Here is a 21354-nt window from a genome sequence, read left to right on the forward strand (position 1 = left end):
GTGAACCTGTACGGCATGCCGGAGGAGATCCAGGTCGCGGCCGACGGCCCGCTGCGCGTCATCACCCTCAACCGCCCCGAGGCGCTGAACGCCGTCAACGACCCCCTCCACACCGGCCTGGCCCGCCTCTGGCCCCGTCTGAGCGAGGACCGCGACGCCCGCGCGGCCGTCCTCACCGGCGCGGGCAAGGCCTTCTCGGCGGGCGGTGACTTCGCCTACCTCGACGCGATCAGGCAGGACGCGGAGCTGCGCGCCCGGACCATCGCCCACGGCCGGGACATCGTCCTCGGCATGGTGCGCTGCCGCATACCGGTGATCGCGGCCGTCAACGGCCCCGCGGTGGGCCTCGGTTGCAGCCTCCTGGCGCTGAGCGACACCGTCTACCTCGCCGAGTCCGCCTACCTCGCCGACCCGCACGTCCAGGTGGGCCTCGTCGCCGCCGACGGCGGCCCCCTCACCTGGCCCCTGCACACCAGCCTCCTGCTGGCCAAGGAGTACGCCCTGACCGGCGCCCGCATCCCGCCCGAACGGGCCCTCGCCATGGGCCTGGCCAACCACGTCGTCACCGACCCCCTCACCGAGGCGACGACCTGCGCGAAACGGATCGCGGAACTGCCCCGGCAGGCGGTCGAGAGCACCAAGCGACTCCTGAACCTGCACCTGGAACGGGCGGTGCTCGCGACCCTCGACTACGCGACGACGGCCGAGGAGCGGTCGTTCGAGACGGAGGACTTCCGCTCGGTCATCGCCCGGCTCACCGAGCGGTAGGGCCGTGGCCGGGCCGGCTCACCTGGGCGGAAACCTGAGCGCCCCGTCCAGCCGGATCACTTCCCCGTTGAGATAGTCGTTCTCGCAGATGTGCTGGACCAGGGCCGCGTACTCCGGGGAGCGCCCCATGCGTCGGGGGTGCGGTATCCGAGGGCCCCAGTGCGCCTCCAACTGGTCCCCGGCCCTGCCGTACGCCGGTGTCAGGAAGGTGCCCGGCGCGATCGTGACGACGCGGATGCCGAGCGGGGACAGATCGCGTGCCGCCACCAGGGTCATCGCCGTCACCCCGCCCTTGGCCGCGGCGTAGGGGAGTTGGCCGATCTGACCCTCGTACGCGGCGATCGACGCCGTGTTGACGACGACGCCCCGGGCGCCGTCCTCGGTCACGGGTTCATGGCGGGCCATGGCGGCGGCGGTCAGGCGCATGACGTTGAAGACGCCGGTGAGATAGATGTCGACGGTCCGGCGGAACCCGGCGAGGTCCAGGGGTTCGCCGTCGCGGCCGATCAGCCTGCCCCCGCTCGCGGGCCCGCCGTGCGTGTCCACCGAGATCCGGAGCGGGGCCAGGGACTCCGCCTCGGCGACGGCCGCGAGGACGTCCTCCTCGCTCGTCGCGTCGGTCCGCGCGTACCGGACGCCGAGTTCTGCCTCCAGGGCCTTGCCCTTGTCGTCGGCGAGGTCGGCCACGACGACCGCCGCGCCCGCGGCGTGCAGGCGGCGGACCGTCGCCTCGCCCAGTCCGCCCGCTCCGCCGACGACGACCGCGGACGACCCTGCTATCTCCATGACGGCTCCCTTGCGAGTCATGTTCTAGTTTTGCGAGAGTAGCATTCTCATAGGTTGTCGCTACCCCGTGGGAGGCGTCCATGCCCGAGGCAGTCATCGTGTCCGCCCTGCGTACACCCGTCGGCACGGCGGTCAGGGGCGCCCTGCGCGACACCACCGCCTTCGACCTGGCCCACCACGTCGTGGGCGCCGCCGCCGAGGGGCTCGACCCGGACCGGGTCGACGACGTGATCCTCGGCGAGGGCCTCTACGGCGGCGGCGTCATCGCCCGGCACGCGGCCCTCACCGCCGGACTCACCTCGGTGCCGGGCCTGGCGTACAACCGGCACTGTGCCGCGGGGCTGGCCGCGGTGGCGGGCGCCGCCGCGAGCATCCGGGCCGGCATGGACGAGCTGATCATCGCCGGGGGTGTCAACTCCGCCTCGACGGCGCCGACATCGCGCTTCCGGGTCGATGGGGAGTGGACCGAGCCCTGGATGCCGCCCACGCACCCCGACCGCCCGGACGCCCCCAACGCCGACATGTCGATCTGCATCGGCTGGAACGTGGCCCGGCGGGCCGACGTGTCCCGCGCCGAGATGGACGCATGGGCGCTGCGCTCGCACCGCAATGCCGTGCGCGCCATCGACGAGGGGCGGTTCGCGGCCGAGATCGTCCCTGTCGAGACACCGCACGGGCTCTTCTCCGTGGACGAACACCCGCGCCGGGACACGTCGTTGGAGAGGCTGGCCGCCCTCAAGCCACTGCATCCGGAGATCGATGGCTTCAGCATCACCGCGGGCAACGCCTGCGGAGGCAACGACGGCGCCGCCGCCCTCGTCTGCGCGAGCGGGGAGGCCGCCGCGGACCTGGGGCTGCCCGCCCTGGCCACCGTCCGGTCCTGGGCGTCCGTCGGGGTGGACCCCGCGGAGACCGGGCTCTCCCCGGTCAAGGCCATCCCCAAGGCACTGGCCCGCGCGGGCCTCACCACGGCCGATGTCGACCTGTTCGAGATCAACGAGGCCTTCGCCTCGGTCGCCGTCGCCGCCGTGCGTCTCCTCGGCCTCGACCCCGACCGGGTCAACGTCAACGGCAGCGGCTGTTCCCTGGGCCACCCCGTCGCCGCCACCGGCGCCCGCATGCTGGTCACCCTCGTCCATGAACTGCGGCGGCGCGGCGGCGGGATCGGGGTCGCGTCGATGTGCGCCGGGGGCGGAATGGGCTCCGCCCTGGTCGTGCAGGTCAGCTGAGCGCCGCCGTCACCTGCGGCAGATCCGACGTCGTACGGATCCCCGGCGCCGCCGCACACACCGACGGCACCGCGTTGACCGCCCGGTTGGCCGTGTACGACGGGGACACCTCGGCCATCCGGTCGAGCGGTACGGGGAGCCGGATGCCGACGTCCACAGGGGCGTCGCCGTCGACGGTGACGTGCCAGCCCGTGTCGTGCAGGGGCCAGGCCGGGTCGAGTTCGGTGGTGCAGTACCAGGTTGCCCGGAACCGCAGCAGCGCCCGGCCCTCGCGCATCCCGGACACCGTGAGGCGCTGGGCCGCGACCGTCCCCGGCGCCAACTCGCCCGCCGCGATCCGCACCCGGTGCCGGGCCGTCGCCAACTCCCCGTCGGCCTCCAGGGAGTCGAGCGGCAACGACAGTGCCTCGGCGACCAGCCGCAGAGACGGGCCGAAGCCGGTCCGTGCGCGGGAGAGGCGCTCCGCGGCGAACTCCGCGGGCGCGACACCGAAGCCCATGATCCCGAACAGCAGCTCCGGCGAAGGGCGTCGGGACAGGTCGGCGTACTCGTCGATGGTCACCGCGTCCACCCGGCGCGCGATCGACGTCAGGACGAGCGGCACCGCCTCGGTGATGAAACCGGGGCTGCTGCCGGTGCTGTGGATCGAGGTACCCCCGCGTGCGCAGGCGGCCTCGACCCGCTCGCGTACGACGGGATCCATGCTCCCGGGATGGTGGAACTCGCCCCGCGTGGTCACGATGTTCGCCCCCGACTCCAGCAGCCGGCACACCTCGTCGAGGTCGCACACCAGGGGCATGTACAGCACGCAGTCCGCCCCGAGCGCGATCACCTCCTCGACGTCCCGCGTCGCCGTCACGCCGGTCGTCACCCCGAGCCCGCACAACTCACCCGCGTCCAGGCCGGACTTGGCCGCCGAGTGGACGAAGACCCCGGTCAGGGCCAGGCCGGGGTGCTCGACCACGGCCCGCAGCGAACGGCCGCCGATCGTCCCGGTGGCCCACTGGACGACCCGGTACGGCCTCACACCGCCTCCCGCGCCAGCCGCAGCAGGGCCTCCTGGGCGTAGGACGCCACCAGGGAACCGTCCCGCGTGAGCACATCGCCTCGCCCGTAGCAGCGGCCGTGCGCGAGGACCGGGCTGTGCTGGCGCAGCAGAAGCCAGTCGTCGGTGCGGAACGGGCGGTGGAACCAGACCGTGTGCGAGGTGACGGCCGAGGTGAACGCCGCCCCCGCGTCCCCTTGGCCGACGCCCTTGAGGGGGCGCAGGGCGGTGCCGATCAGGGTCAGATCGGTGGCGTACGCCGTGAGCGCCGAGAACAGCCGGGGGTCGGCCGCCGGGGTGCGCATCCAGAGCTCGAAGTCGGGCGGCCCCGCGTCGGGGGCGTCCAGGTCGGCCGCGGTCCGGGTCTCCCAGGGGAGCAGGCGCAGCTCGACGCGGTGCTCGGGGCCGAGGAGCGCCGGGACCGGGTCGGTGGCCTGGTGGGCGGGTCCGTCCTCCGGGGTGTGCAGGGAGACGGTGGCGGTGGCGACGACGCCGTGCGACTGCCGGGCCGTGACCGCCAGGGTGGCGAAGGTGCCTCCCTCATGGTGGCGGGCCACCTCGTAGCGGACGGGCTCCTCGGGGCGGCCCGCCCGCGGGAAGAGGGCGTGCAGGGACTTGACGGCCTTGTCCGGGCAGCTCAGCCGAGCCGCCCGGACGGACTGGGCGAGCAACTGCCCGCCGAACAGCCGGTGGTGGCCGAGTCGTTGGTTGCGGGCCTCGAAGACCTCGCTCCCAAAGGGTGCGCGCAGATCGAGGCAGGCGAGCAGATCGTCCCAGAGGTCACTCGTGGCAAAGGGCATGCCTGTGAGCGTAAAGGAGATTTTCTGCCGTGAGAATGGCGCTCTCGCCCGGGATCGTGCGGACCTAGCTCAGCGTGAAGCCCTTCGCGCAGAAGTCCCAGATCTCGTCGGCCGTGATCGGGTGGGCGCCCGCCTGACCGCTGGACTGCGCGTTGAACATGACGGTCTGCATGGTCATGGCCGCCACCCGGCGGGGCTTGAAGCCCGGGCGCAGCAGACCCGCCTCCTCCAGCTCCGTCATCAGGTCGGTGAGCAGGGCCAGCAGCGGGGCGTTCGCGACCCGCATCTCCTCGGGGTGCGAGACCAGCAGGCGCAGCGCGAAGTCCGTGAACAGCGGGCGCTTGGCGGCCGGGTCGGGGCGGGAGTTGTCGAACAGGGTCTGCACGGCGACCTTGAGGCGGTCCAGCGGGGTCGACTGGCCGGCCGCGGCGGCCCGCAGCTCGTCCGCCGACTTGCTCATGGCGTCCTCGAACAGGGCGAGGAGCAGTTCGTGCTTGCCGTCGAAGTGCTGGTAGAAGCTGCGCAGCGACTGCTTGGAGCGGTCGACGACCTCCTGCACGGTGAAGTCCGTCGTGCCCTTCTCCGCCATGATCGCCTGCGCCGCGTCGAGGAACCGCTCCACCCGCTGCTCGGCCCGACGCTTCGCCGCCTGGGTGGAACGTTCGACCGCGCGCTGCTTCCAGGCCGGCTCTTCGGTGGGGGTGCTCACGGGCTGGTCCGCCTTCTGTGCCATGGGGAGAACTTTACTGCAGTGTAGCGACAACAGCCCTACAGCCAGGCAGGACATCCCTTATCGCGGTTGCGAGACTCTTAATTTCTCTGCATGAGAATGTTATTCTCACGTCGCGTTCCCGCGCCGACGAGGGAGGCCCCATGCTGGGGGAGTTCGACGCCGAGCAACGGCTGTGGCAGGACACCGTGCACAAGGCCCTGCTCAAGGAGTGCCCACCGGCCCTGATCCGCCGCATCTGCGACGAGGGCGCCGACCCGGCCCCGCTCTGGCGGGTCTACCGCGACCTGGGCTGGACCGAACTGACGGACCCCGCGGACACCGTCGAGCTGGCGATCGTCCTGGAGGAACTGGGCCGGGCCACCGACCCGACCCCCTATCTGGCGACGATGACCCAGTTCGCCCCGCTCGCCCCCGCCTTCACCGCGCCGGGACGCTCCGGCACCGCGGTCCTCTCCGGGATCACGGCGCGGGCCGAGGGCGGTGACTGGGTGCTGGAGGGCGTAGCCCGCCATGTGCTCGACGGTGATCGCGCCGAACAGTTCGCCGTGGTGACGGGGGCGGGTGTCTTCGTCGTCGCCGCCGACCAGGTGTCCGCCGTGCGCGGCTCCGTCTTCGACCCGATCCTGCACATCACCGACGTCCTCTTCGACCATGTCCGCGTGCCCGTCGACCGCCGCAGCGCCGCCGACCCGGAGCGCGCCCGCCATCTCGCCCTCACCGGTATGGCCCTGACGATGGTCGGAGCGTGCAGGCGCGCCCTGGAGCTGGTCCTCGACCACGTCCGGAGCCGACATCAGTTCGGCGCCCCCATCGGCTCGTTCCAGGCCGTCCAGCACAAGGCGGCCGACATGCACGTGGCCGTCGAACGGGCCAGGGCGCTCGCCTACTTCGCGGCGCTGACCATCGCCGAGGACGACCCCCGGCGCCGCCTGGCCGCCGCCATGGCCAAGGCCGCGGCGGGTGAGTGCCAGGCCCTGGTGTTCCGCAACGCCGTGCAGCTCTTCGGCGCCATGGGACACACCTGGGAGAACGACCTCCAGTTCGCGATCAAGCGGGCCAAGGCGGGCGAACTGCTGCTGGGCGGCGCTGCCGAACACCGGGCGCTGATAGCGGAGGAGTGCCATGCGACTGACCTTTGATGCCGACGTCGAGGCCTTCCGGGCCGAGTTCGCGGCGTTCCTGGAGGCCAACCTCCCCGCCGAGGCGGAGGCGGCCGAACGTTCCCGCTCCACGGGGCACATCCCCGACTGGGCCAAGCGCTGGCAGCGGCTCCAGTTCGACGAGGGGTGGCTGCTGCCCGGCAACCCGCCCGAGTTCGGGGGCCGCGACGCCACCGTCCTCCAGCAGTACGTGCACATGGAGGAGCTGTCCCGGCGCCGTATCTTCCACAGCTTCAACCCGCAGGGCGTCGGCATCATCGCCGCCTCCCTGCTCACGTTCGGCACCGAGGAGCAGAAACGGCGCTGGGCCGTGCCCGTGCTGCGCGCCGAGATGACGGCGGCCCTCGGTATGAGCGAGCCCGGTGCGGGCTCCGACCTGGCCTCCCTGCGCACCCGCGCCGAACCCCGGGGGGACCACTTCCTCGTCAACGGACAGAAGGTGTGGACCTCCGGCGCCCACGACGCCGACGTCCTGCTCACCTTCGTCCGCACCGACCCCGACGCCCCCAAGCACAAGGGCATCAGCGTCCTGCTGATCCCCACCGACAGCCCCGGTCTGACCCGCCGCCCCTTCGCCTCCTACACCAACGCCGAGGACAAGGACTTCAACGAGGTCTTCTTCGACGACGTCCGCGTCCCCGTGGAGAACCTCGTCGGGCCGTTGAACGAGGGCTGGCGGGTGGCGAACGGCTCCCTCGGCCACGAACGCACCCTGATGTGGGTGAGCGAGGCGGAACGGCTCGGCGACATCGTCCGAGACTTCCGCCCGGCCGGCCCACTGGAGAAGGACTGGTACGCCACCCTCGTCATGGACCTCCAGGCCCTGCGCCTGCTGGGCTCGGCCGCCCTGGCCCGGGCCGCCCGCGGCGAACAGGACGTGCCGGCGCTGTCCGTCCTCAAGGTCTTCGGCTCGGAGGCCTCACAACGGGCCCTGGAGAAGGCCCTGGAGGCGGCCGGCCCCGACGGGCTGACCCACCCGGCGGCGACGGCACCGGCGTACCACATGACGTACGACGACAACTTCGCCAGCTGGTTCCACCGCTACGCCCGCAGTTTCGGTGCCACCATCGCCGGCGGCACCTCCGAGATCCAGCGCACCATCATCGCCGAGCGCGTGCTCGGTCTGCCCCGACGCTGAGGAGCCGCCGTGCACATCCTGTACGAGGTGAAGGACCGCATCGCGACCCTCACCCTGAACCGTCCCGAGGTCGCCAACGCCCAGAACATGGCCCTCCTCGACGAACTCGACGCGGCCTGGACGCGGGCCGCGGTGGACGAGGAGGTGAAGGTGATCGTGCTGCGGGCGCAGGGGAGGCACTTCTCCGCCGGGCACGATCTGAAGGACCGCTGGCCGGGGCCGGAGGAGATCACCCTGGAGTGGATCTACCGGGCGGAGAGCCGCCGGTACCTGGAGTACACGCTGCGCTGGCGCAACGTCCCGAAGCCGTCGATCGCCGCCGTGCAGGGGCGCTGTATCGCGGGCGGTCTGATGCTGTGCTGGCCCTGCGATCTGATCGTCGCCGCCGAGGACGCGCTGTTCTCCGACCCGGTGGTGACGATGGGGATCGGCGGTGTCGAATACCACGGTCACACCTGGGAGTTGGGGCCGCGCAAGGCGAAGGAGATCCTCTTCACCGGGCGCCCGCTGACCGCGCGTGAGGCGGAGCAGGTCGGCATGGTCAACCGGGTGGTGGCGCGGGAGGAGTTGGACGCCGAGGCCCGCGAACTGGCCGAGCGGATCGCGAAGATGCCGGCGTTCGGGCTGCGCCAGGCCAAGCGGGCCGTCAACCAGACACAGGACGTGCAGGGCTTCTACGCCGCCGTCCAGTCCGTGTTCGACGTGCACCAGACCGGGCACGGCAACGCGTTGAGCGTGAGCGGCTACCCGATCCTGGCGAAGCTGGACGAGATGAAGGAGAAGCTGCGGTAGCGCTCCGTTGCCGAACCGCAGTCTTCTTCACCAGGTCCGCTCAGAGGTGGACCAGCCTCGGTGCCGAGCCCTCCGCCCTCAGTCGTGCGCCCGCCTCGCGGGTCAACTCCCGTGCGCTGCCGAGCAGTCCGTCGAGCACCAGCGTCCGGCGGACATGGCGGTGCAGAGGGTGTTCGGCGGTGAAGCCGATGCCGCCGAGCACCTGCTGGCAGTGCCGGGCCGCCGTCAGCGCCGCCTCGCCGGCCGCGGCCTTGGCCAGCAGGGAGCCGAGGGGGTCGGTGGCGGCCAGCAGGGTGGCCTCCGCGCCCTCCAGGGCGACCAGCGTCTCCGCGAGCCGGTGCCGTACCGCCTGGAAGGACGCCAGGGGGCGGCCGAACTGGACCCGGTCCAGTGCGTGGCCGCGGGCCAGCGCCAGCATGGCGTGGCCGGTGCCGAGCAGCCACCAGCCGAGGGCGCGCCGGCCGGCGGCGAGGGGGAGCGGCGCTCCCGACGGAACCGTCCGCAAGGGGAGTTCGGGGTCGACGGTGGTGCCCGGAGCGGTCGCGTCCCAGACCACCCAGGCGCCGCCCGCGTAGGGCAGTGGGCGGGTGCCGCCGCCTGTGACGTCGTTGAGGACGCAGGCGTGCGTCCCCGTCTCGCCGAGCAGCCGGAAGACCGTGCGGAGGGCCGGCTCGGGGTGTTCCGCCAGCAGTTCACGCCAGCCCAGATCCCTCAGCGCCGCGTCCAGGGCGGTGCCCGAGGTGGTCGTCGTCATCGTCCTGCGGAGCGTCTCGGTGAGCAGCTCCAGCTCCGCGGCGTCCATGGGATCACTCCTTGCCGAGGTCGAGCAGCCGCCGGGCGATGATGTTGCGCTGTATCTCCGCCGTACCGCCGTAGATCGTGGCGGCCCGCGAGTACAGGTACTCGGAGCGCCATGACGCGTCGGTGAGCTCCACCGCCCCCGGCAGCAGATCCCGCGCGGTGTCGAACAGCCGCTGTTCCGCCGTGGCCAGCAGCACCTTGTCCACCGAGGTCTCCGGCCCGAGCCGGGCACCGTCCGCGAGCCGGCGCTGGGTCGCGTGGGAGCGGCAGCGGACCGTGTGCAGGGCGAGGTAGGCGGCGCCCAGCGCGCTGTCGTCCCGGCCCGGGTCCGGTGTCTCGTCCAGCAGGCGGTCGAGGCGGGTGTAGAGGTGGGCGACACGGTGCCAGAAGCATGTCGAGCGTTCGTGCGGGAGCAGGTCCATGGCCAGGCGCCAGCCGTCCCCGGGGCGGCCGAGCATCCGGTCGGCGGGGATCACGACGTCGTCGAGGAAGACCTCGGCGAACTCGTCGACGCCGTGCAGGGTGCGCAGCGGTCGGACCGTGATGCCGGGGGTGTCCATGTCGAGGAAGAAGGCGGTGATGCCGCCGTGGCCGGGTGCCGTGCGGGTGAGCAGGACGCAGCGGGCCGCGTACTGGGCAAGGCTCGTCCAGACCTTCTGGCCGTTGACCAGCCAGCTGCCGTCGTCGCGGGGCACCGCCCGGGTCGTGAGGGACGCCAGGTCGCTGCCGGAACCCGGTTCCGAGAAGCCCTGGCACCACTGCTCGCGGCCGCTCAGCAGCAACGGGACCATGTCGGCGGCCAGTTGTGGTGGGGCGTACGCGATCAGCGTCGGGACCAGGACCTCGACCATCGAGTAGATGCCGGGCTCGGCCAGGCCGCGCGTGGCGACCTCCTCGCCGAGCACGGCCCGGAACACGGCCGGCCCGCCGAGCCCCCTCACCTCGGCGGGCCAGCCGTAGCGCATCCAGCCGGCGTCGAACAGGGCCCGCCGGACCCGGGCCAGCTGGGCGACCTGGGCGTCGAGGGAGTCGTCGGGGCCGGGGGAGAGGTCATGGCCGGCGAGCCAGTCCTGAAGGGCCGAGCGGAACGCGGCGACGGTCGCGTAGGTGGTCATGCCGAGGGGCGTTCGAAGGCGTGCGGGCGGCCCGAGTCGTGGGCGCCGCCGCGGCGGATGAACGTCATCGCCCGGGTGCGCAGCCGCCAGCCGTCCGCCGTGCGCGCATAGGTGTCGTTGTAGTAGCCGATCCGCATCTCGTGCGTGGCGTGGTCCACGAAGCAGAGCGGCTGGGTGCCGGTGGCGGTGTCGCCGTCGGCCTCCTCGATCACCGGAGTTCCGGTCAGGAACAGGCCCTTGGGAGCGGCGGCCACCAGGGCGGGGAACTCCGCGAGGGGGTAGGTGTCGCCGAAGGCGCTGTAGGTGCCGTCGGGGGTGAAGACGGCCAGCAGCCCGTCGATGTCGCCCCGGGTGATCGTCACCGCGTAACGGGCGAGGAGCTGCTGGATCTCCACGAGGTCGTCGGTGCTCATGGGCCGTCGCTCCCCTGGGTGTCTGCCGGGACGCCGAACGTGTTGAAGGCCATCGCCATCACCGCGTACGCCCCCGCCGTGAACACGAAGTCCATCCGCTGCCGCTCGTCGAGGTGCTCACCGAGCGCGTCCCAGGTGCGGTCCGACAGCGTGGAGTGGTCCTCCAGCTCGTCGACCGCGGCCAGGACCAGGCTGTCCAGCGGGTCGTCCGCCTTGCCGCGCCCGGCCGCCTCGACCTCGGCCGCGGTGAGTCCGGCCTCCCGCGCCAGCTTCACATGGCTGGCCCACTCGTAGGCGCAGTCCCGGCGGGCCGCCACCCGCAGCGTCACCAGCTCACGCACCCGGCGGGGCAGCGTCGACCGGAACAGGACGTACACGCTGAAGGAGAGGAAGGCCTCGGTCAGATCGGGGTGCCGGGCCATCGCGGCCATCGCGGGCCCGGCGTCGCGCTCGTTGCGCATCCGCCGGGGCAGCAGTGCGGACAGCGCCTCGCGCGTCCGGTCGTCCCACTCGTCGTCCGGTAGCGGGGGCAGGCGCGGGGGCATTCGACACTCCCTTGGTGAGAATGGCATTCTCGCGAATCTCGTGGAAGGTTTCCATGCGCCCGGAGCGGTCGTCAACCGTCAGGCGCGCAACTTGGCGAAGTCCCAACTCGCCACCTTCTCCGGCCGCAGCCGCAGCCAGGCGTGCCGCCCGTCGTACCGGAAGGTGCCGCCGTTCATGTACTTCTCCGCGAACAACCGCTCGGGTACGGCGAGTTCGTCCAGCGGCGTGCCCTTGCGCGGCACCTCACCGACCACCTCGCCGCATCCCAGCAGCTCCACGCCTCGCAGGCGCAGGAAGTCGAAGCCTCCGTCGTCGACGAGGACGGAGATTTCGGGACGGTGCCGAATGTCAGCCCATCGTCGGCTTCTTGTCAGGGAGTTGAGCCACAATGCGGTCCCGTCCCATACGAACCACAGCGCACTGGTGTGCGGATGTCCGCCCGCTCCCGCGGTCGCGACCCGGCAGACCGGTTGAGTGCGCAGGAACGCGTCCCGCTCCTCGTCCGTCATGGCGATCCTGGTGCCCCTGCGCTGACCGGGCATGATTCCTCCCGCTCTTCGATGAATGCCTAATTCTCCTGCACGAGTGGTTGCTTCTCTTGTAGCGAGAAGCTACTTTCCACCGCAGACGGGGCCCTGGCAAGCCAAGGCCCCGAGCCACTCGGAAGAGATGGGGAGCCGTGAGTCTTTTCCATGAGGACCGGCTGTTGATCGACGGCGAACTCGTGCACGCGGGACGCGACTTCGAGACCGTCGATCCATCCACCGGAAAGGTGCTGGGCACGGCGTCCGACGCGGACGCCCCGCAGGCCGAGGCGGCCGTCGCCGCGGCCCGCCGCGCCTTCGACACGACCGACTGGGCGAGCAACCGCGCCCTGCGACTGCGCTGTCTGCGCCAGCTGTACGAGGCACTCCACGTCCACCGTGAGGAGCTGCGCGAGCTGACCATCGCCGAGGTGGGCGCACCCCGCTCACTGACCCACGGCACCCAGCTCGACGAGCCGATCGAGCTGGTCAAGTGGTACGCCGACCTCTTGGAGAGCTACGCGTTCCGCACCGAGCTGCCCACCACGCAGAGCCGGGGCCGCTCGCACCGACGCTGGGTGGAGAAGGAGGCGGCCGGCGTGGTCGCCGCGATCCTGCCGTACAACTTCCCCCACCAACTGGCCCTCGCCAAGCTCGCCCCGGCGCTCGCCGCCGGGTGCACCGTCGTCCTCAAGGGCGCCCCCGACACCCCGTGGACGACCCTCGCGCTCGGCCGGATCATCGCCGAGGAGACCGACATCCCGGCCGGCGTCGTCAACGTCCTCACCTCCTCGGACCCCGGGACGGGCGAGCTGCTCACCACCCATCCCGACGTCGACATGATCAGCTTCACCGGCTCGACCCCGGTCGGCAGGACCATCATGGCGGCGGCCTCGGCCACGCTGAAGAAGGTCTTCCTGGAGCTCGGCGGCAAGTCGGCGATGCTCGTGCTCGACGACGCCGACCTCACCCAGGCCGCGACGATGGCCGCCTTCACCGTCTGCACCCACGCGGGCCAGGGCTGCGGCATCACCTCGCGCCTCCTCGTCCCACGCGCACGGCACGAGGAGGCGGTCCACCTGGTCAAGGCCATGCTCGGCCGCGTCCCGTACGGCGACCCGTCCGACCCGGCCACCCACATGGGCCCCCTCATCAGCGAACGCCAGCGGGCCAAGGTGCACGGCCTGGTCGAGCGCGCCGTCGCGGACGGCGCCCGCCTGGTGACCGGCGGACGGCCCGTCGAGCGCGAGGGCTTCTTCTACGAACCGACCCTCCTCGCCGACGTCGACCCGGCCTCCGAGATCGCCCAGGAGGAGATCTTCGGCCCGGTCCTGGTCGTCATCCCCTACGACGACGAGGACGATGCCGTCCGCATCGCCAACGACTCGGTGTACGGCCTGTCCGGCGCGGTGATCGGCGCCGACGAGGACCGGGCCGTCGCGGTGGCCCGCCGTGTCCGCAGCGGCAGTTTCAGTATCAACGGGGGCCTGTTCTTCGGCCCCGACGCCCCGTTCGGCGGATTCAAGCAGTCCGGCATCGGACGGGAGATGGGCGTGCCCGGGCTTGAGGAGTTCCTCGAGCTCAAGACGTTCGGCGTGGCGGAGACGCGGGACACGTGACCGTTCCGGCGCAGGCCCATCGGCAGCCACCGGCATCTGAGCACCCACCGGCCATTCGGGGACGGCACCTAGGAGGCAACCCCGTGAGAGTCCAGGCAATCCCCGCCGCCCTTGCGGCGGCCGCACTGCTCGCCGTCGCCGGATGCGGCGGCCATGACGACGCCGGTGAGTCCGACGCCGGCGACGGCACCCCCACCAAGGCCGCACAGCAGGCGGCGTCCGGCGACTTCGGCGACCTCAAGGGCGTGTGCGGGGGCGGTACGGCGAAGAGCGCGCCCGCGCAGGGCGTCACCGCCGACGAGATCAAGCTCGGGGTCTTCACCGACCTCGGCTTCACCAAGAAGTCCGAGTTCGTGGACGCCGCGAAGGTGTTCACGTCCTGGTGCAACGCGGCCGGCGGCATCAACGGCCGCAAGCTCGTCGCCACCACCCACGACACCAGGCTGATGGAGGTCCGCCAGCGGATGCTGGAGGCCTGCAAGGAGGACTTCGCGCTGGTCGGCGGCGGCGCGGCGCTGGACGCCCTGGGCGTCAAGGACCGCCTGGAGTGCACGCTGCCCGACTTCCCCGCGCAGGTCAGCCAGGTCCAGAACAACGGCTCCGACCTGCAGCTCAACGCCACCGGCGGCGCCTCCTACAACCGTTACGCCGGGTACTACACCTGGCTCCTCAAGGAGGGCTACCCGGCCTCGGCGAAGGCCGTCGGCACGATCGGCGGCGACTCCCCGGTCACCAAGGTCATCAACGCCGAGGCACACGAAGGCCTCCAGGCAGCCGGCGCGAAGATCATCTACAAGGACCTCTACCCCGCCCAGGGCGTCTCCGACTGGACGCCGTACGCCCAGGCCATCAAGAGCAAGGGCGTCAAGGGCCTGATCTTCAACGGGGACTTCGTCCAGCTGGCCAAGCTGGAGCAGGTCCTGACCGGCATGAAGTACAAGCTCGACTGGATCGACGCCAACAACAACTCCTACGGACCTGCCTTCCTCCAACTCGCCGCCACGTCCCTGGACTTCCAGAACAACCTCGCCGATCTGAGCGGGGTGTACCCCCTGGAGAAGGCCGCCGACAACCCCGCCACCCAGCAGGTCGTCGACCTGTTCAAGAAGTACGCCCCCGACGCCCAGGTCACCCTGCCCGCCGTACGCGGCTTCGCGGCCTGGCTGCTGTTCGCCGAGTCGGCCAAGAGCTGCGGCGACGCGCTCACCCGCACCTGCGTCGTCGAGACGGCCCGCGAGGAGTCGGCGTGGACCGGCGGCGGCCTGCTCGCCCCCGTCGACCTCAGCACCTCCGACGCCCCGCTGACCTGCTTCAACGTGGAGAAGGCCACCTCGAAGGGCTGGGTGCCCGCCGACTTCAAGCCCACCGAGGGCGCCTACCGCTGTGACGCCCCGGCCTACAAGTTCAAGGGGGACTACGGCAAGCCGCTCACCCTCGCGGACGTCGGCAAGAGCATGAGCGACGTGAAGTGACGTGAGCTGATGGAACAGTTCCTCACCTTCGGGATCGTCGGCCTGAGCACCGCCGCCGTGTACGCGGTGATCGGCAGCGGACTGGTGCTCACCTACGTCACCACCGGCGTCTTCAACCTCGCGCACGGGGCGGCGGGCATGCTCGCGGCGTTCTGCTACTGGCAGTTCACCGTCGGCTGGGGCCGGCCGGTCCCGGTGGCCCTGGCCCTGGTGCTGCTCGTACTGGCACCGGGCTTCGGCCTCGCCGTGGAACGGGTGCTGATGCGGCCCGTGCAGCGCCTCGGCGAGGCCGAACGGCTGGTGATGACGGTGGCGCTGCTCAGCGGCGCCATCGCCGCCGCCCGCTGGATCTGGGACCCCAACGTCCCCCGCCCGCTGGGCGTGTTCTTCGCCGACCGCGACCCCTTCTGGATCGGCCCGGCCACCGTCACCTGGCACCAGGCCCTCACCATGGCCGTCGCCGTGGCGGTCGCGGCGGGACTCTGGTTCCTCCTCAACCGCACCCGCACCGGCGCCGAGATGCGGGCCACGGTCGACGACCGCGACCTGGCCTGCCTCACCGGCGCCGACCCGGTCCGGGCCGGCCGGGCCGCCTGGATCCTCGGCACCCAACTCGCGGCGATCGGCGGCATATTGATCGCCCCGACCGTCGCCCTGGACGCCTCCCAGCTGTCCCTGCTGATCGTCAGCGCCTACACGGCCGCGGTCTTCGGCAGGTTGCGCAGTCTGCCCCTGACCTTCGCCGGGGCGATCGTCGTGGGCTGCCTGGAGAGCTACCTCACCGGCTATCTCCCCCAGAACGACTACCTGCCGGGCCTGCGCCTCGCCGCTCCCGCCCTGCTGCTCTTCCTCGCCCTGCTGGTCTTCCGCCACCCCCGGCTGCGCGGCCGCGACCGACGGCTCGTCCCGGTTCCGGCCCCCACCCTGCGCGGCACGGCCGTCTTCGCCGCCGCCACCGTCGCGTTCGCGCTCGTGCTGGCCACCACGCTCGACGAGGCGGACCTCTCGACGTACGGCCCGATCTTCTCGCTCGGCATCGTCGCCCTCTCCTACGTCCCGCTGGCCGGATACGCCGGGCAGATCTCCCTGTGCCAGCTCAGCATGGCCGGCATCGGCGCCGTGGTGTGGGGGCACCTGGGCGCCCACGGCCAGTGGTGGGCGCTGCTCGCCGCGATCGCCGTGTCGGCGGCGGCGGGAGCGCTGATCGCGGTACCCGCGCTGCGCTTCTCGGGCGTGTATCTCGCCCTGGGGACAGCGGCGTTCGCGGTCGTCCTCGACCGGTGGATCTTCACCCTGCCCTCCTTCGCGGTGCTCGGTGTGCGCGTCGCACTGTTCGACCAGGGCTCGGTGGAGATGGCCGGGCCGAGCGTCCTCGGTCTACGACTGGACTCCGCCGCCGAGCTGACGGTGCTCGCGTCCGTCTGTCTGGGCCTCGCCTCCCTCGGCGTCGCCCGGCTGCGCCGCGGCCGCTTCGGGCGCCGGCTGATCGCCCTGCGGGACAGTGAGGCGGCCTACGCCACGCTCGGCGGCAACCTCCTGGTCACCAAGGTGCTCGTGTTCGCGCTGTCGGCGGGCGTCGCCGGACTCGGCGGCGCCCTTTACGGCATGCAGCAACGGTCCATCACCGCCGACCAGTTCAGCCTCGTCGCCGGACTCCCGATCTTCCTCGTCGCGGTGATCGGCGGCCTCGGCGCGGTCGGCCTCGGCCTGTTCGCGGGGACGGCCTTCCTCGGCCCGAACCTCCTGATCGGCCTGGCCGCCCGGACCCAGAACATCGTCAGCCTCCTTCCCGCCCTGGCAGGGATGGGCCTGGGCCACAGCCCGCAGGGGCTCATCTCCAGGTTCCGGCAGGAATGGGAGCCCCTCGGCCGCGACCGCGCCGCCCGTCTCCTGCTGCCGGGCGCGCTCGCCACCGGCTGGGTCCTGCGGCTGGCCGGGCTGATCAACGGCTGGACGCTGCTGCTGGGTTCGCTCGCCGTGGCGTACGCCCTGCGGAGCTGGGCCGCCGCGCGGCAGGCGCCGAAGGCCGAGGCGGACGTACCGGTGGAGTGGTGGGGCGTACGACGTCCCTGGCGTCCGCAGGACGGGGAGGTGCTGGCCCGTGCCACTGCTGGAGGTGAGTGAGGTCACCGTCGCCTTCGGCGGCAACCGTGCGCTGGACGGGGTCGGGCTGCACGCCGACCGCGGCCGGATCACCGGCCTCATCGGCCCCAACGGAGCCGGCAAGAGCACCCTGTTCGACGTCGTCTCCGGACTGCGTCGCCCGGCCACCGGAAAGGTCGTCCTGGACGGCCGGGACGTCACCCGGTTCGGGCCCGCCCGCCGTTCGCGGCACGGGCTGGCCCGTACCTTCCAACGCCTGGAACTCTTCGGCCGGTTGAGCGTTCGCGACAACCTTCTCGTCGCCGCCGAACTCGGCCCCGAGCGGAAACGGGCCCCGCTGGTCGCCGACGAGCTCCTCGCACGCCTCGGCCTCACCGGCGTCGCCGACACCGGCGCCGACACCCTGCCCACCGGGGTGGCCCGCCTCGTCGAGGTCGGCCGCGCCCTCGCCGTACACCCTTCACTGCTGCTCCTCGACGAACCCGCCGCCGGACAGGACGGCGAGGAGACCGAACGGTTCGCGGCACTGCTGCGGTCCCTCGCCGACGACGGCACGGCCGTCGTCCTCGTCGAACACGACATGGGGCTGGTGATGAGCGTCTGCGACGAGGTGTACGTCCTCGACCTCGGCAAGGTCATCGCCGTGGGACCGCCCGAAGTGATCCGCAGTGACGAGACCGTACTGGCCGCCTACTTGGGGGACGCGTGAACGCCCTGCTCGAACTGCGCGGCATCCGCGCCGCCCACGAGGCCATCACCGTGCTGCACGGGGTGGACCTGGCCGTCGGTGCCGGCCAGGTCGTCGCGCTGCTCGGACCCAACGGCGCCGGAAAGACCACCACCTTGCGGGTCGCGGCCGGTCTCCATCCCGCACTGTCCGGTCAACTCCTGCTCGGCGGACGGGACATGACCGGCGCCGAGCCCCGCGACCTCGCCCGGGCCGGCATCTGTCTGATCCCCGAGGGGCGGGGCGTGTTCCCCAACCTGTCGGTGCGCGACAACCTCCTGATGATGACCTTCACCGGGCGCGGCCGGGAGGAGATAGCGGAGACCGCCTTCGCCCGGTTCCCCGTTCTCGCCCGGCGGCCCGGACAGGCGGCCGGGACCCTCTCCGGCGGCGAACAGCAGATGCTCGCCCTCGCCCGCGGCCTGGCCACCGACCCCGCCGTCCTCCTCCTGGACGAACTGTCCATGGGCCTCGCCCCCTTGGTCGTCTCCCGGCTCTACGAACAGGTCGCCGAGATCGCCCGGCAGGGCGTCGCCGTCCTCGTCGTCGAGCAGTTCGCGGCGGCCGTCCTCGGCATCGCCGACCACGCAGCCGTCCTCGTCCGCGGCCGGGTCGAACGCCAGGGCAGCCCCGACGCCGGGCTGCGCGCCGAACTGTCCGCCCTCTATCTGGGGAGTTCCGCATGACCACAACCGCAGGTGAGTCGAGGGCCGACCGCTTCGTCCGCGACCTCGCCGACCTGAAGATCCCCGATCCGGCCGCCGCCCGGACCACCCTCTGGCTGCGCCTGGGCGCCGTCCTGATGATCCTCGGCCTGGTCCTCGCAGGGTCGGCGTACTTCGTCTCGCACGCCACCCAGAACCCGCTCGACCAGCGCGACGCCCTCGCCCTCGGCCTCGGCGGGATCGCCGGGACCGTCGTGGGCGGCGCGCTGTTCCTGCGCTACTCGCTCACCGGCTTCCTGCGGTTCTGGATGGCCCGCCAGTCCTACGACCTCGCCGTGCTCGCCGACCGTCTGTGCGAAAGGGACCTGAACCATGACCTCACCAGCAGCGACGCTGCGTCCCGGTGACCAGCTGGCCAGCACGGTGTGCGGCACCCGTGTGGTCGTGGTCCGGGCACCGGCCGGACAACCGCTGATCACCTGCGGCGGCGCCCCGATGGTCCCCGCCACCACGGCACCGGCCGGGCCCACCGGCGGCGGCGCGCCGGTCACCCTCCTCGGCAAGCGCTACACCGACGCCGCCGACGGCCTGGAGGTGCTCTGCACCCATCCCGGTCCAGGCCAACTCGCCTGCGACGGCCGCCCCATGACACTCAAGGCCGCCAAACCCCTCCCGGCCTCGGACTGACGACGGAAAGGCATTCCCCCATGAAAAAGGACGACTTGATCCTCATCAGCGTCGACGACCACATCATCGAGCCGCCCGACCTCTTCGTGCACCACCTGCCCAAGCGCTACCTCGACGACGCCCCGAAGCTGATCCACCGCGAAGACGGCAGCGACGTATGGCAGTTCAGGGACAACACGGTCGGCAACGCGGCACTCAACGCGGTCGCCGGGCGGCCCAAGGAGGAGTACGGCCTCGACCCCCAGGGCATGGACGAGATCCGCCCCGGCTGCTACGACGTCCACGAACGCGTCAAGGACATGAACGCGGGCGGCGTCCTCGCGCAGATGAACTTCCCCTCCTTCCCCGGCTTCTCGGCCCGCATGTTCGCCACCGAGGACTCCGACTTCTCCCTCGCGCTGGTGCGGGCGTACAACGACTGGCACATCGACGAGTGGTGCGGCGCCTACCCCGGCCGCTTCATCCCGATGGCCCTGCCCGCCATCTGGAGCGCCGAGCTCACCGCCGCCGAGATACGGCGGGTGGCCGCCAAGGGCTGTCACTCGATGACCTTCCCGGAGAACCCCGCCGCCCTCGGCTACCCGAGCTTCCACGACCCCTACTGGAACCCGGTCTGGCAGGCCGCCTGCGACACGAACACCGTCCTGTCGGTACACATCGGCTCCTCCGGCCGGCTCGCCATCCCGTCCGTCGACTCACCTCCCGACGTGATGATCACGCTCCAGCCGATCAACCTCGTCCAGGCCGCCGCCGACCTCCTGTGGTCCCGCGTCCTCAAGGAGTACCCCGACCTGAGGATCGCCCTGTCCGAGGGCGGCACCGGCTGGATCCCGTACTTCCTGGAACGCGTGGACCGCACCTTCGAGATGCACGCCACCTGGACCCTCCAGGACTTCGGCGGCAAGCTGCCCAGCGACGTCTTCCGCGAGCACTTCCTGACCTGCTTCATCACCGACCGGCTCGGCGTGAGGCTGCGGCACGAGATCGGCATCGACAACATCTGCTGGGAGGGCGACTACCCCCACAGCGACTCCCTGTGGCCCGATGCCCCCGAGCAGCTCCACGAGGTCCTGACGTCCTGCGAGGTGCCGGACGCCGACATCGCGAGGATGAGCCACGAGAACGCGATGCGCTGGTACTCCTTCGACCCCTTCGCCCACGTCCCGCGCGAGCGGGCCACCGTCGGCGCCCTCCGCAAGGCCGCCGAGGGCCACGACGTCAGTATCCGCCCCCGCAGCCGCCAGCTCCAGCAGCCGGTGGACAAGCTGGAGGCCTTCCGCGCCCGGGCGCGCGCGGCGGTCGCGGCGGCGGCCAAGTGACGGGCCTGTTCGACCTCACCGGCCGCTCGGCCCTGGTGACGGGGGCGGCCGGCGGCATCGGCGCCGCGGTCGCCCACGCCCTCGCCGCGGCGGGCGCCGCCGTCCTCGTCACCGACGTGGACGGCCCGGCCGCCGCGGCCGTCGCCGGGAAGATCACGGCCGCGGGCGGTACGGCGGACAGCGCGCCCCTGGACGTACGGGACCGGACCGCCGCCGACGCGGCCGTGTCCCGGGCGGCGGCCCTGGCCGACGGCACGCTGCACGTCCTGGTCAACAACGCCGGGGTGACCGCACCGGCCATGTTCCCCGACCTGACCGAGGACGCCTTCCGCCGCCTCCTCGACATCCATGTCCTCGGCACCTTCACCTGCGCCCGGGCCGCGCTTCCCTTCCTCCCCCTCGACGGCACCGGACGCATCATCAACGTCACCTCGTCGGCCGGCCTGACCGGCACCCTCGGCCAGGTCGACTACTCCGCCGCCAAGGCCGCGATCATCGGCATGACCAAGTCCCTGGCGCGGGAACTGGCACGCAAACAGATCAAGGTGAACGCCCTCGCCCCGCTCGCGGCCACCCCGATGACCGAGACCATCCGCACGAACGAGAAGTTCGCGGCGACCATGCTGGCCCGCATCCCGCTCGGCCGCTGGGCCGAACCCGAGGAGGTGGCCGGCGCGTTCGTCTTCCTCGCCTCGGACGCCGCGTCCTTCGTCACCGGGCAGGTCCTGCCGGTCGACGGCGGCCTGGTGATCTGATGACCGAGGATCCACGGGCGGGGGTGACGGGTGCTGCACCGGCGGGGGCGGGCGGTGTGCCTCTGGCGGGGGTGGCTGGTGTTCCGTTCGCGGGGGCGGCTGGTGCTTGTTCTGTGAGGTCGGCGGGTGCTCGTTCTGTGGGGGTGGGCGGTGTGCC

General features: G+C 71.9%; 23 protein-coding genes. 14 read left to right on the forward strand and 9 right to left on the reverse strand.

The annotated features are described in order from the left end of the window. Nucleotides 1-768 carry an enoyl-CoA hydratase/isomerase family protein gene (locus ACIHIX_RS36230; RefSeq protein WP_399963840.1) on the forward strand — a complete coding sequence of 256 codons (768 nt, stop codon included), beginning with the start codon at nucleotides 1-3 and terminating at the stop codon, nucleotides 766-768. An 18-nt stretch (nucleotides 769-786) separates the two neighbouring features. On the opposite strand, the gene ACIHIX_RS36235 is transcribed toward ACIHIX_RS36230, so the two are convergent. Beyond that, nucleotides 787-1554 (reverse strand): SDR family NAD(P)-dependent oxidoreductase, encoded by a 768-nt coding sequence (locus tag ACIHIX_RS36235; protein WP_399963842.1) that lies wholly within the window; start codon nucleotides 1552-1554, stop codon nucleotides 787-789. Between the two features lie 80 nt (nucleotides 1555-1634). Between ACIHIX_RS36235 and ACIHIX_RS36240 the strand changes: the two genes are divergently transcribed. Further along, nucleotides 1635-2783 carry a thiolase family protein gene (locus tag ACIHIX_RS36240; protein WP_399963844.1) on the forward strand — a complete coding sequence of 383 codons (1149 nt, stop codon included), beginning with the start codon at nucleotides 1635-1637 and terminating at the stop codon, nucleotides 2781-2783. Here ACIHIX_RS36240 and ACIHIX_RS36245 read toward each other — a convergent pair. The 3 genes from ACIHIX_RS36245 to ACIHIX_RS36255 form a co-directional block, all read right to left on the reverse strand. Continuing rightward, on the reverse strand, nucleotides 2776-3810 hold the full coding sequence (locus tag ACIHIX_RS36245; protein ID WP_399963846.1) for a dihydrodipicolinate reductase: 1035 nt from the start codon (nucleotides 3808-3810) through the stop codon (nucleotides 2776-2778). The genes ACIHIX_RS36240 and ACIHIX_RS36245 overlap by 8 nt on opposite strands. Then, entirely contained in the window at nucleotides 3807-4628 is an 822-nt protein-coding gene (locus ACIHIX_RS36250; RefSeq protein WP_399963848.1) for an acyl-CoA thioesterase, read from the reverse strand. The genes ACIHIX_RS36245 and ACIHIX_RS36250 overlap by 4 nt, the downstream gene beginning before the upstream one ends. 64 nt (nucleotides 4629-4692) lie before the next feature. Further along, nucleotides 4693-5361 carry a TetR/AcrR family transcriptional regulator gene (locus ACIHIX_RS36255; RefSeq protein WP_399963850.1) on the reverse strand — a complete coding sequence of 223 codons (669 nt, stop codon included), beginning with the start codon at nucleotides 5359-5361 and terminating at the stop codon, nucleotides 4693-4695. A gap of 140 nt (nucleotides 5362-5501) precedes the next feature. Here ACIHIX_RS36255 and ACIHIX_RS36260 point away from each other — a divergent pair, with 140 nt between their 5' ends. From ACIHIX_RS36260 to ACIHIX_RS36270, 3 genes are read left to right on the forward strand one after another with little or no spacing between them, the layout of a single operon-like run. Beyond that, nucleotides 5502-6500 (forward strand): acyl-CoA dehydrogenase family protein, encoded by a 999-nt coding sequence (locus ACIHIX_RS36260; protein WP_399963853.1) that lies wholly within the window; start codon nucleotides 5502-5504, stop codon nucleotides 6498-6500. Then, complete coding sequence (locus tag ACIHIX_RS36265) at nucleotides 6484-7659, forward strand: acyl-CoA dehydrogenase family protein (protein ID WP_399963855.1); 1176 nt, start codon at nucleotides 6484-6486, stop codon at nucleotides 7657-7659. Before ACIHIX_RS36260 ends, ACIHIX_RS36265 begins: the two co-directional genes overlap by 17 nt. Before the next feature lie 9 nt (nucleotides 7660-7668). Beyond that, nucleotides 7669-8451: an enoyl-CoA hydratase gene (locus ACIHIX_RS36270; RefSeq protein ID WP_399963857.1), complete on the forward strand. Its 783-nt coding sequence runs from the start codon at nucleotides 7669-7671 to the stop codon at nucleotides 8449-8451. A 40-nt stretch (nucleotides 8452-8491) separates the two neighbouring features. Here the strand turns inward: ACIHIX_RS36270 and ACIHIX_RS36275 are convergent, their stop codons facing one another. The 5 genes from ACIHIX_RS36275 to ACIHIX_RS36295 all read right to left on the reverse strand — a co-directional run bounded on the left by ACIHIX_RS36275 (nucleotide 8492) and on the right by ACIHIX_RS36295 (nucleotide 11868). Next, complete coding sequence (locus ACIHIX_RS36275) at nucleotides 8492-9253, reverse strand: acyl-CoA dehydrogenase family protein (protein WP_399963859.1); 762 nt, start codon at nucleotides 9251-9253, stop codon at nucleotides 8492-8494. 4 nt (nucleotides 9254-9257) lie between these two features. After that, nucleotides 9258-10367, reverse strand: coding sequence for an acyl-CoA dehydrogenase family protein (locus ACIHIX_RS36280; protein ID WP_399963861.1), 1110 nt, complete (start codon nucleotides 10365-10367; stop codon nucleotides 9258-9260). Continuing rightward, nucleotides 10364-10780 (reverse strand): nuclear transport factor 2 family protein, encoded by a 417-nt coding sequence (locus ACIHIX_RS36285; RefSeq protein WP_399963863.1) that lies wholly within the window; start codon nucleotides 10778-10780, stop codon nucleotides 10364-10366. Before ACIHIX_RS36285 ends, ACIHIX_RS36280 begins: the two co-directional genes overlap by 4 nt. Beyond that, nucleotides 10777-11325 carry a carboxymuconolactone decarboxylase family protein gene (locus ACIHIX_RS36290; RefSeq protein WP_399963864.1) on the reverse strand — a complete coding sequence of 183 codons (549 nt, stop codon included), beginning with the start codon at nucleotides 11323-11325 and terminating at the stop codon, nucleotides 10777-10779. Before ACIHIX_RS36290 ends, ACIHIX_RS36285 begins: the two co-directional genes overlap by 4 nt. A gap of 78 nt (nucleotides 11326-11403) precedes the next feature. Continuing rightward, nucleotides 11404-11868, reverse strand: coding sequence for a pyridoxamine 5'-phosphate oxidase family protein (locus tag ACIHIX_RS36295; protein ID WP_399963865.1), 465 nt, complete (start codon nucleotides 11866-11868; stop codon nucleotides 11404-11406). A gap of 137 nt (nucleotides 11869-12005) precedes the next feature. On the opposite strand from ACIHIX_RS36295, the gene ACIHIX_RS36300 reads away from it, so the two are divergent. From ACIHIX_RS36300 to ACIHIX_RS36340, 9 genes are all read left to right on the forward strand, one after another. After that, complete coding sequence (locus tag ACIHIX_RS36300; RefSeq protein WP_399963867.1) at nucleotides 12006-13469, forward strand: aldehyde dehydrogenase family protein; 1464 nt, start codon at nucleotides 12006-12008, stop codon at nucleotides 13467-13469. Nucleotides 13470-13552: 83 nt separating this feature from the next. Then, complete coding sequence (locus tag ACIHIX_RS36305; RefSeq protein WP_399963869.1) at nucleotides 13553-14941, forward strand: ABC transporter substrate-binding protein; 1389 nt, start codon at nucleotides 13553-13555, stop codon at nucleotides 14939-14941. A 9-nt stretch (nucleotides 14942-14950) separates the two neighbouring features. Next, entirely contained in the window at nucleotides 14951-17065 is a 2115-nt protein-coding gene (locus tag ACIHIX_RS36310; protein ID WP_399963871.1) for an ABC transporter permease, read from the forward strand. Further along, nucleotides 17043-17753 carry an ABC transporter ATP-binding protein gene (locus tag ACIHIX_RS36315; protein WP_399963873.1) on the forward strand — a complete coding sequence of 237 codons (711 nt, stop codon included), beginning with the start codon at nucleotides 17043-17045 and terminating at the stop codon, nucleotides 17751-17753. Before ACIHIX_RS36310 ends, ACIHIX_RS36315 begins: the two co-directional genes overlap by 23 nt. Next, complete coding sequence (locus tag ACIHIX_RS36320) at nucleotides 17750-18457, forward strand: ABC transporter ATP-binding protein (protein ID WP_399963875.1); 708 nt, start codon at nucleotides 17750-17752, stop codon at nucleotides 18455-18457. The genes ACIHIX_RS36315 and ACIHIX_RS36320 overlap by 4 nt, the downstream gene beginning before the upstream one ends. Then, entirely contained in the window at nucleotides 18454-18843 is a 390-nt protein-coding gene (locus ACIHIX_RS36325; RefSeq protein WP_399963877.1) for a hypothetical protein, read from the forward strand. Before ACIHIX_RS36320 ends, ACIHIX_RS36325 begins: the two co-directional genes overlap by 4 nt. Next, on the forward strand, nucleotides 18809-19123 hold the full coding sequence (locus tag ACIHIX_RS36330) for a hypothetical protein (RefSeq protein WP_399963878.1): 315 nt from the start codon (nucleotides 18809-18811) through the stop codon (nucleotides 19121-19123). The genes ACIHIX_RS36325 and ACIHIX_RS36330 overlap by 35 nt, the downstream gene beginning before the upstream one ends. A 20-nt stretch (nucleotides 19124-19143) precedes the next feature. Further along, nucleotides 19144-20442: an amidohydrolase family protein gene (locus tag ACIHIX_RS36335; protein ID WP_399963880.1), complete on the forward strand. Its 1299-nt coding sequence runs from the start codon at nucleotides 19144-19146 to the stop codon at nucleotides 20440-20442. After that, entirely contained in the window at nucleotides 20439-21197 is a 759-nt protein-coding gene (locus tag ACIHIX_RS36340; protein ID WP_399963882.1) for an SDR family NAD(P)-dependent oxidoreductase, read from the forward strand. The genes ACIHIX_RS36335 and ACIHIX_RS36340 overlap by 4 nt, the downstream gene beginning before the upstream one ends. Nucleotides 21198-21354: the final 157 nt, after the last annotated feature.

It is taken from the genome of Streptomyces sp. NPDC051913, assembly GCF_044593635.1.
GTDB lineage: Bacteria > Actinomycetota > Actinomycetes > Streptomycetales > Streptomycetaceae > Streptomyces.

Excerpts from the sequence above, each read along its gene's own strand:
- ACIHIX_RS36280 (WP_399963861.1), bottom strand. The coding sequence starts at position 10,367 with ATGACCACCTACGCGACCGTCGCCGCGTTCCGCTCGGCCCTTCAGGAC.
- ACIHIX_RS36275 (WP_399963859.1), bottom strand. The coding sequence starts at position 9,253 with ATGGACGCCGCGGAGCTGGAGCTGCTCACCGAGACGCTCCGCAGGACG.
- ACIHIX_RS36335 (WP_399963880.1), top strand. The coding sequence starts at position 19,144 with ATGAAAAAGGACGACTTGATCCTCATCAGCGTCGACGACCACATCATC.
- ACIHIX_RS36285 (WP_399963863.1), bottom strand. The coding sequence starts at position 10,780 with ATGAGCACCGACGACCTCGTGGAGATCCAGCAGCTCCTCGCCCGTTAC.
- ACIHIX_RS36290 (WP_399963864.1), bottom strand. The coding sequence starts at position 11,325 with ATGCCCCCGCGCCTGCCCCCGCTACCGGACGACGAGTGGGACGACCGG.
- ACIHIX_RS36295 (WP_399963865.1), bottom strand. The coding sequence starts at position 11,868 with ATGCCCGGTCAGCGCAGGGGCACCAGGATCGCCATGACGGACGAGGAG.
- ACIHIX_RS36260 (WP_399963853.1), top strand. The coding sequence starts at position 5,502 with ATGCTGGGGGAGTTCGACGCCGAGCAACGGCTGTGGCAGGACACCGTG.
- ACIHIX_RS36325 (WP_399963877.1), top strand. The coding sequence starts at position 18,454 with ATGACCACAACCGCAGGTGAGTCGAGGGCCGACCGCTTCGTCCGCGAC.
- ACIHIX_RS36235 (WP_399963842.1), bottom strand. The coding sequence starts at position 1,554 with ATGGAGATAGCAGGGTCGTCCGCGGTCGTCGTCGGCGGAGCGGGCGGA.
- ACIHIX_RS36255 (WP_399963850.1), bottom strand. The coding sequence starts at position 5,361 with ATGGCACAGAAGGCGGACCAGCCCGTGAGCACCCCCACCGAAGAGCCG.
- ACIHIX_RS36330 (WP_399963878.1), top strand. The coding sequence starts at position 18,809 with ATGACCTCACCAGCAGCGACGCTGCGTCCCGGTGACCAGCTGGCCAGC.
- ACIHIX_RS36250 (WP_399963848.1), bottom strand. The coding sequence starts at position 4,628 with ATGCCCTTTGCCACGAGTGACCTCTGGGACGATCTGCTCGCCTGCCTC.
- ACIHIX_RS36310 (WP_399963871.1), top strand. The coding sequence starts at position 14,951 with ATGGAACAGTTCCTCACCTTCGGGATCGTCGGCCTGAGCACCGCCGCC.
- ACIHIX_RS36240 (WP_399963844.1), top strand. The coding sequence starts at position 1,635 with ATGCCCGAGGCAGTCATCGTGTCCGCCCTGCGTACACCCGTCGGCACG.
- ACIHIX_RS36265 (WP_399963855.1), top strand. The coding sequence starts at position 6,484 with ATGCGACTGACCTTTGATGCCGACGTCGAGGCCTTCCGGGCCGAGTTC.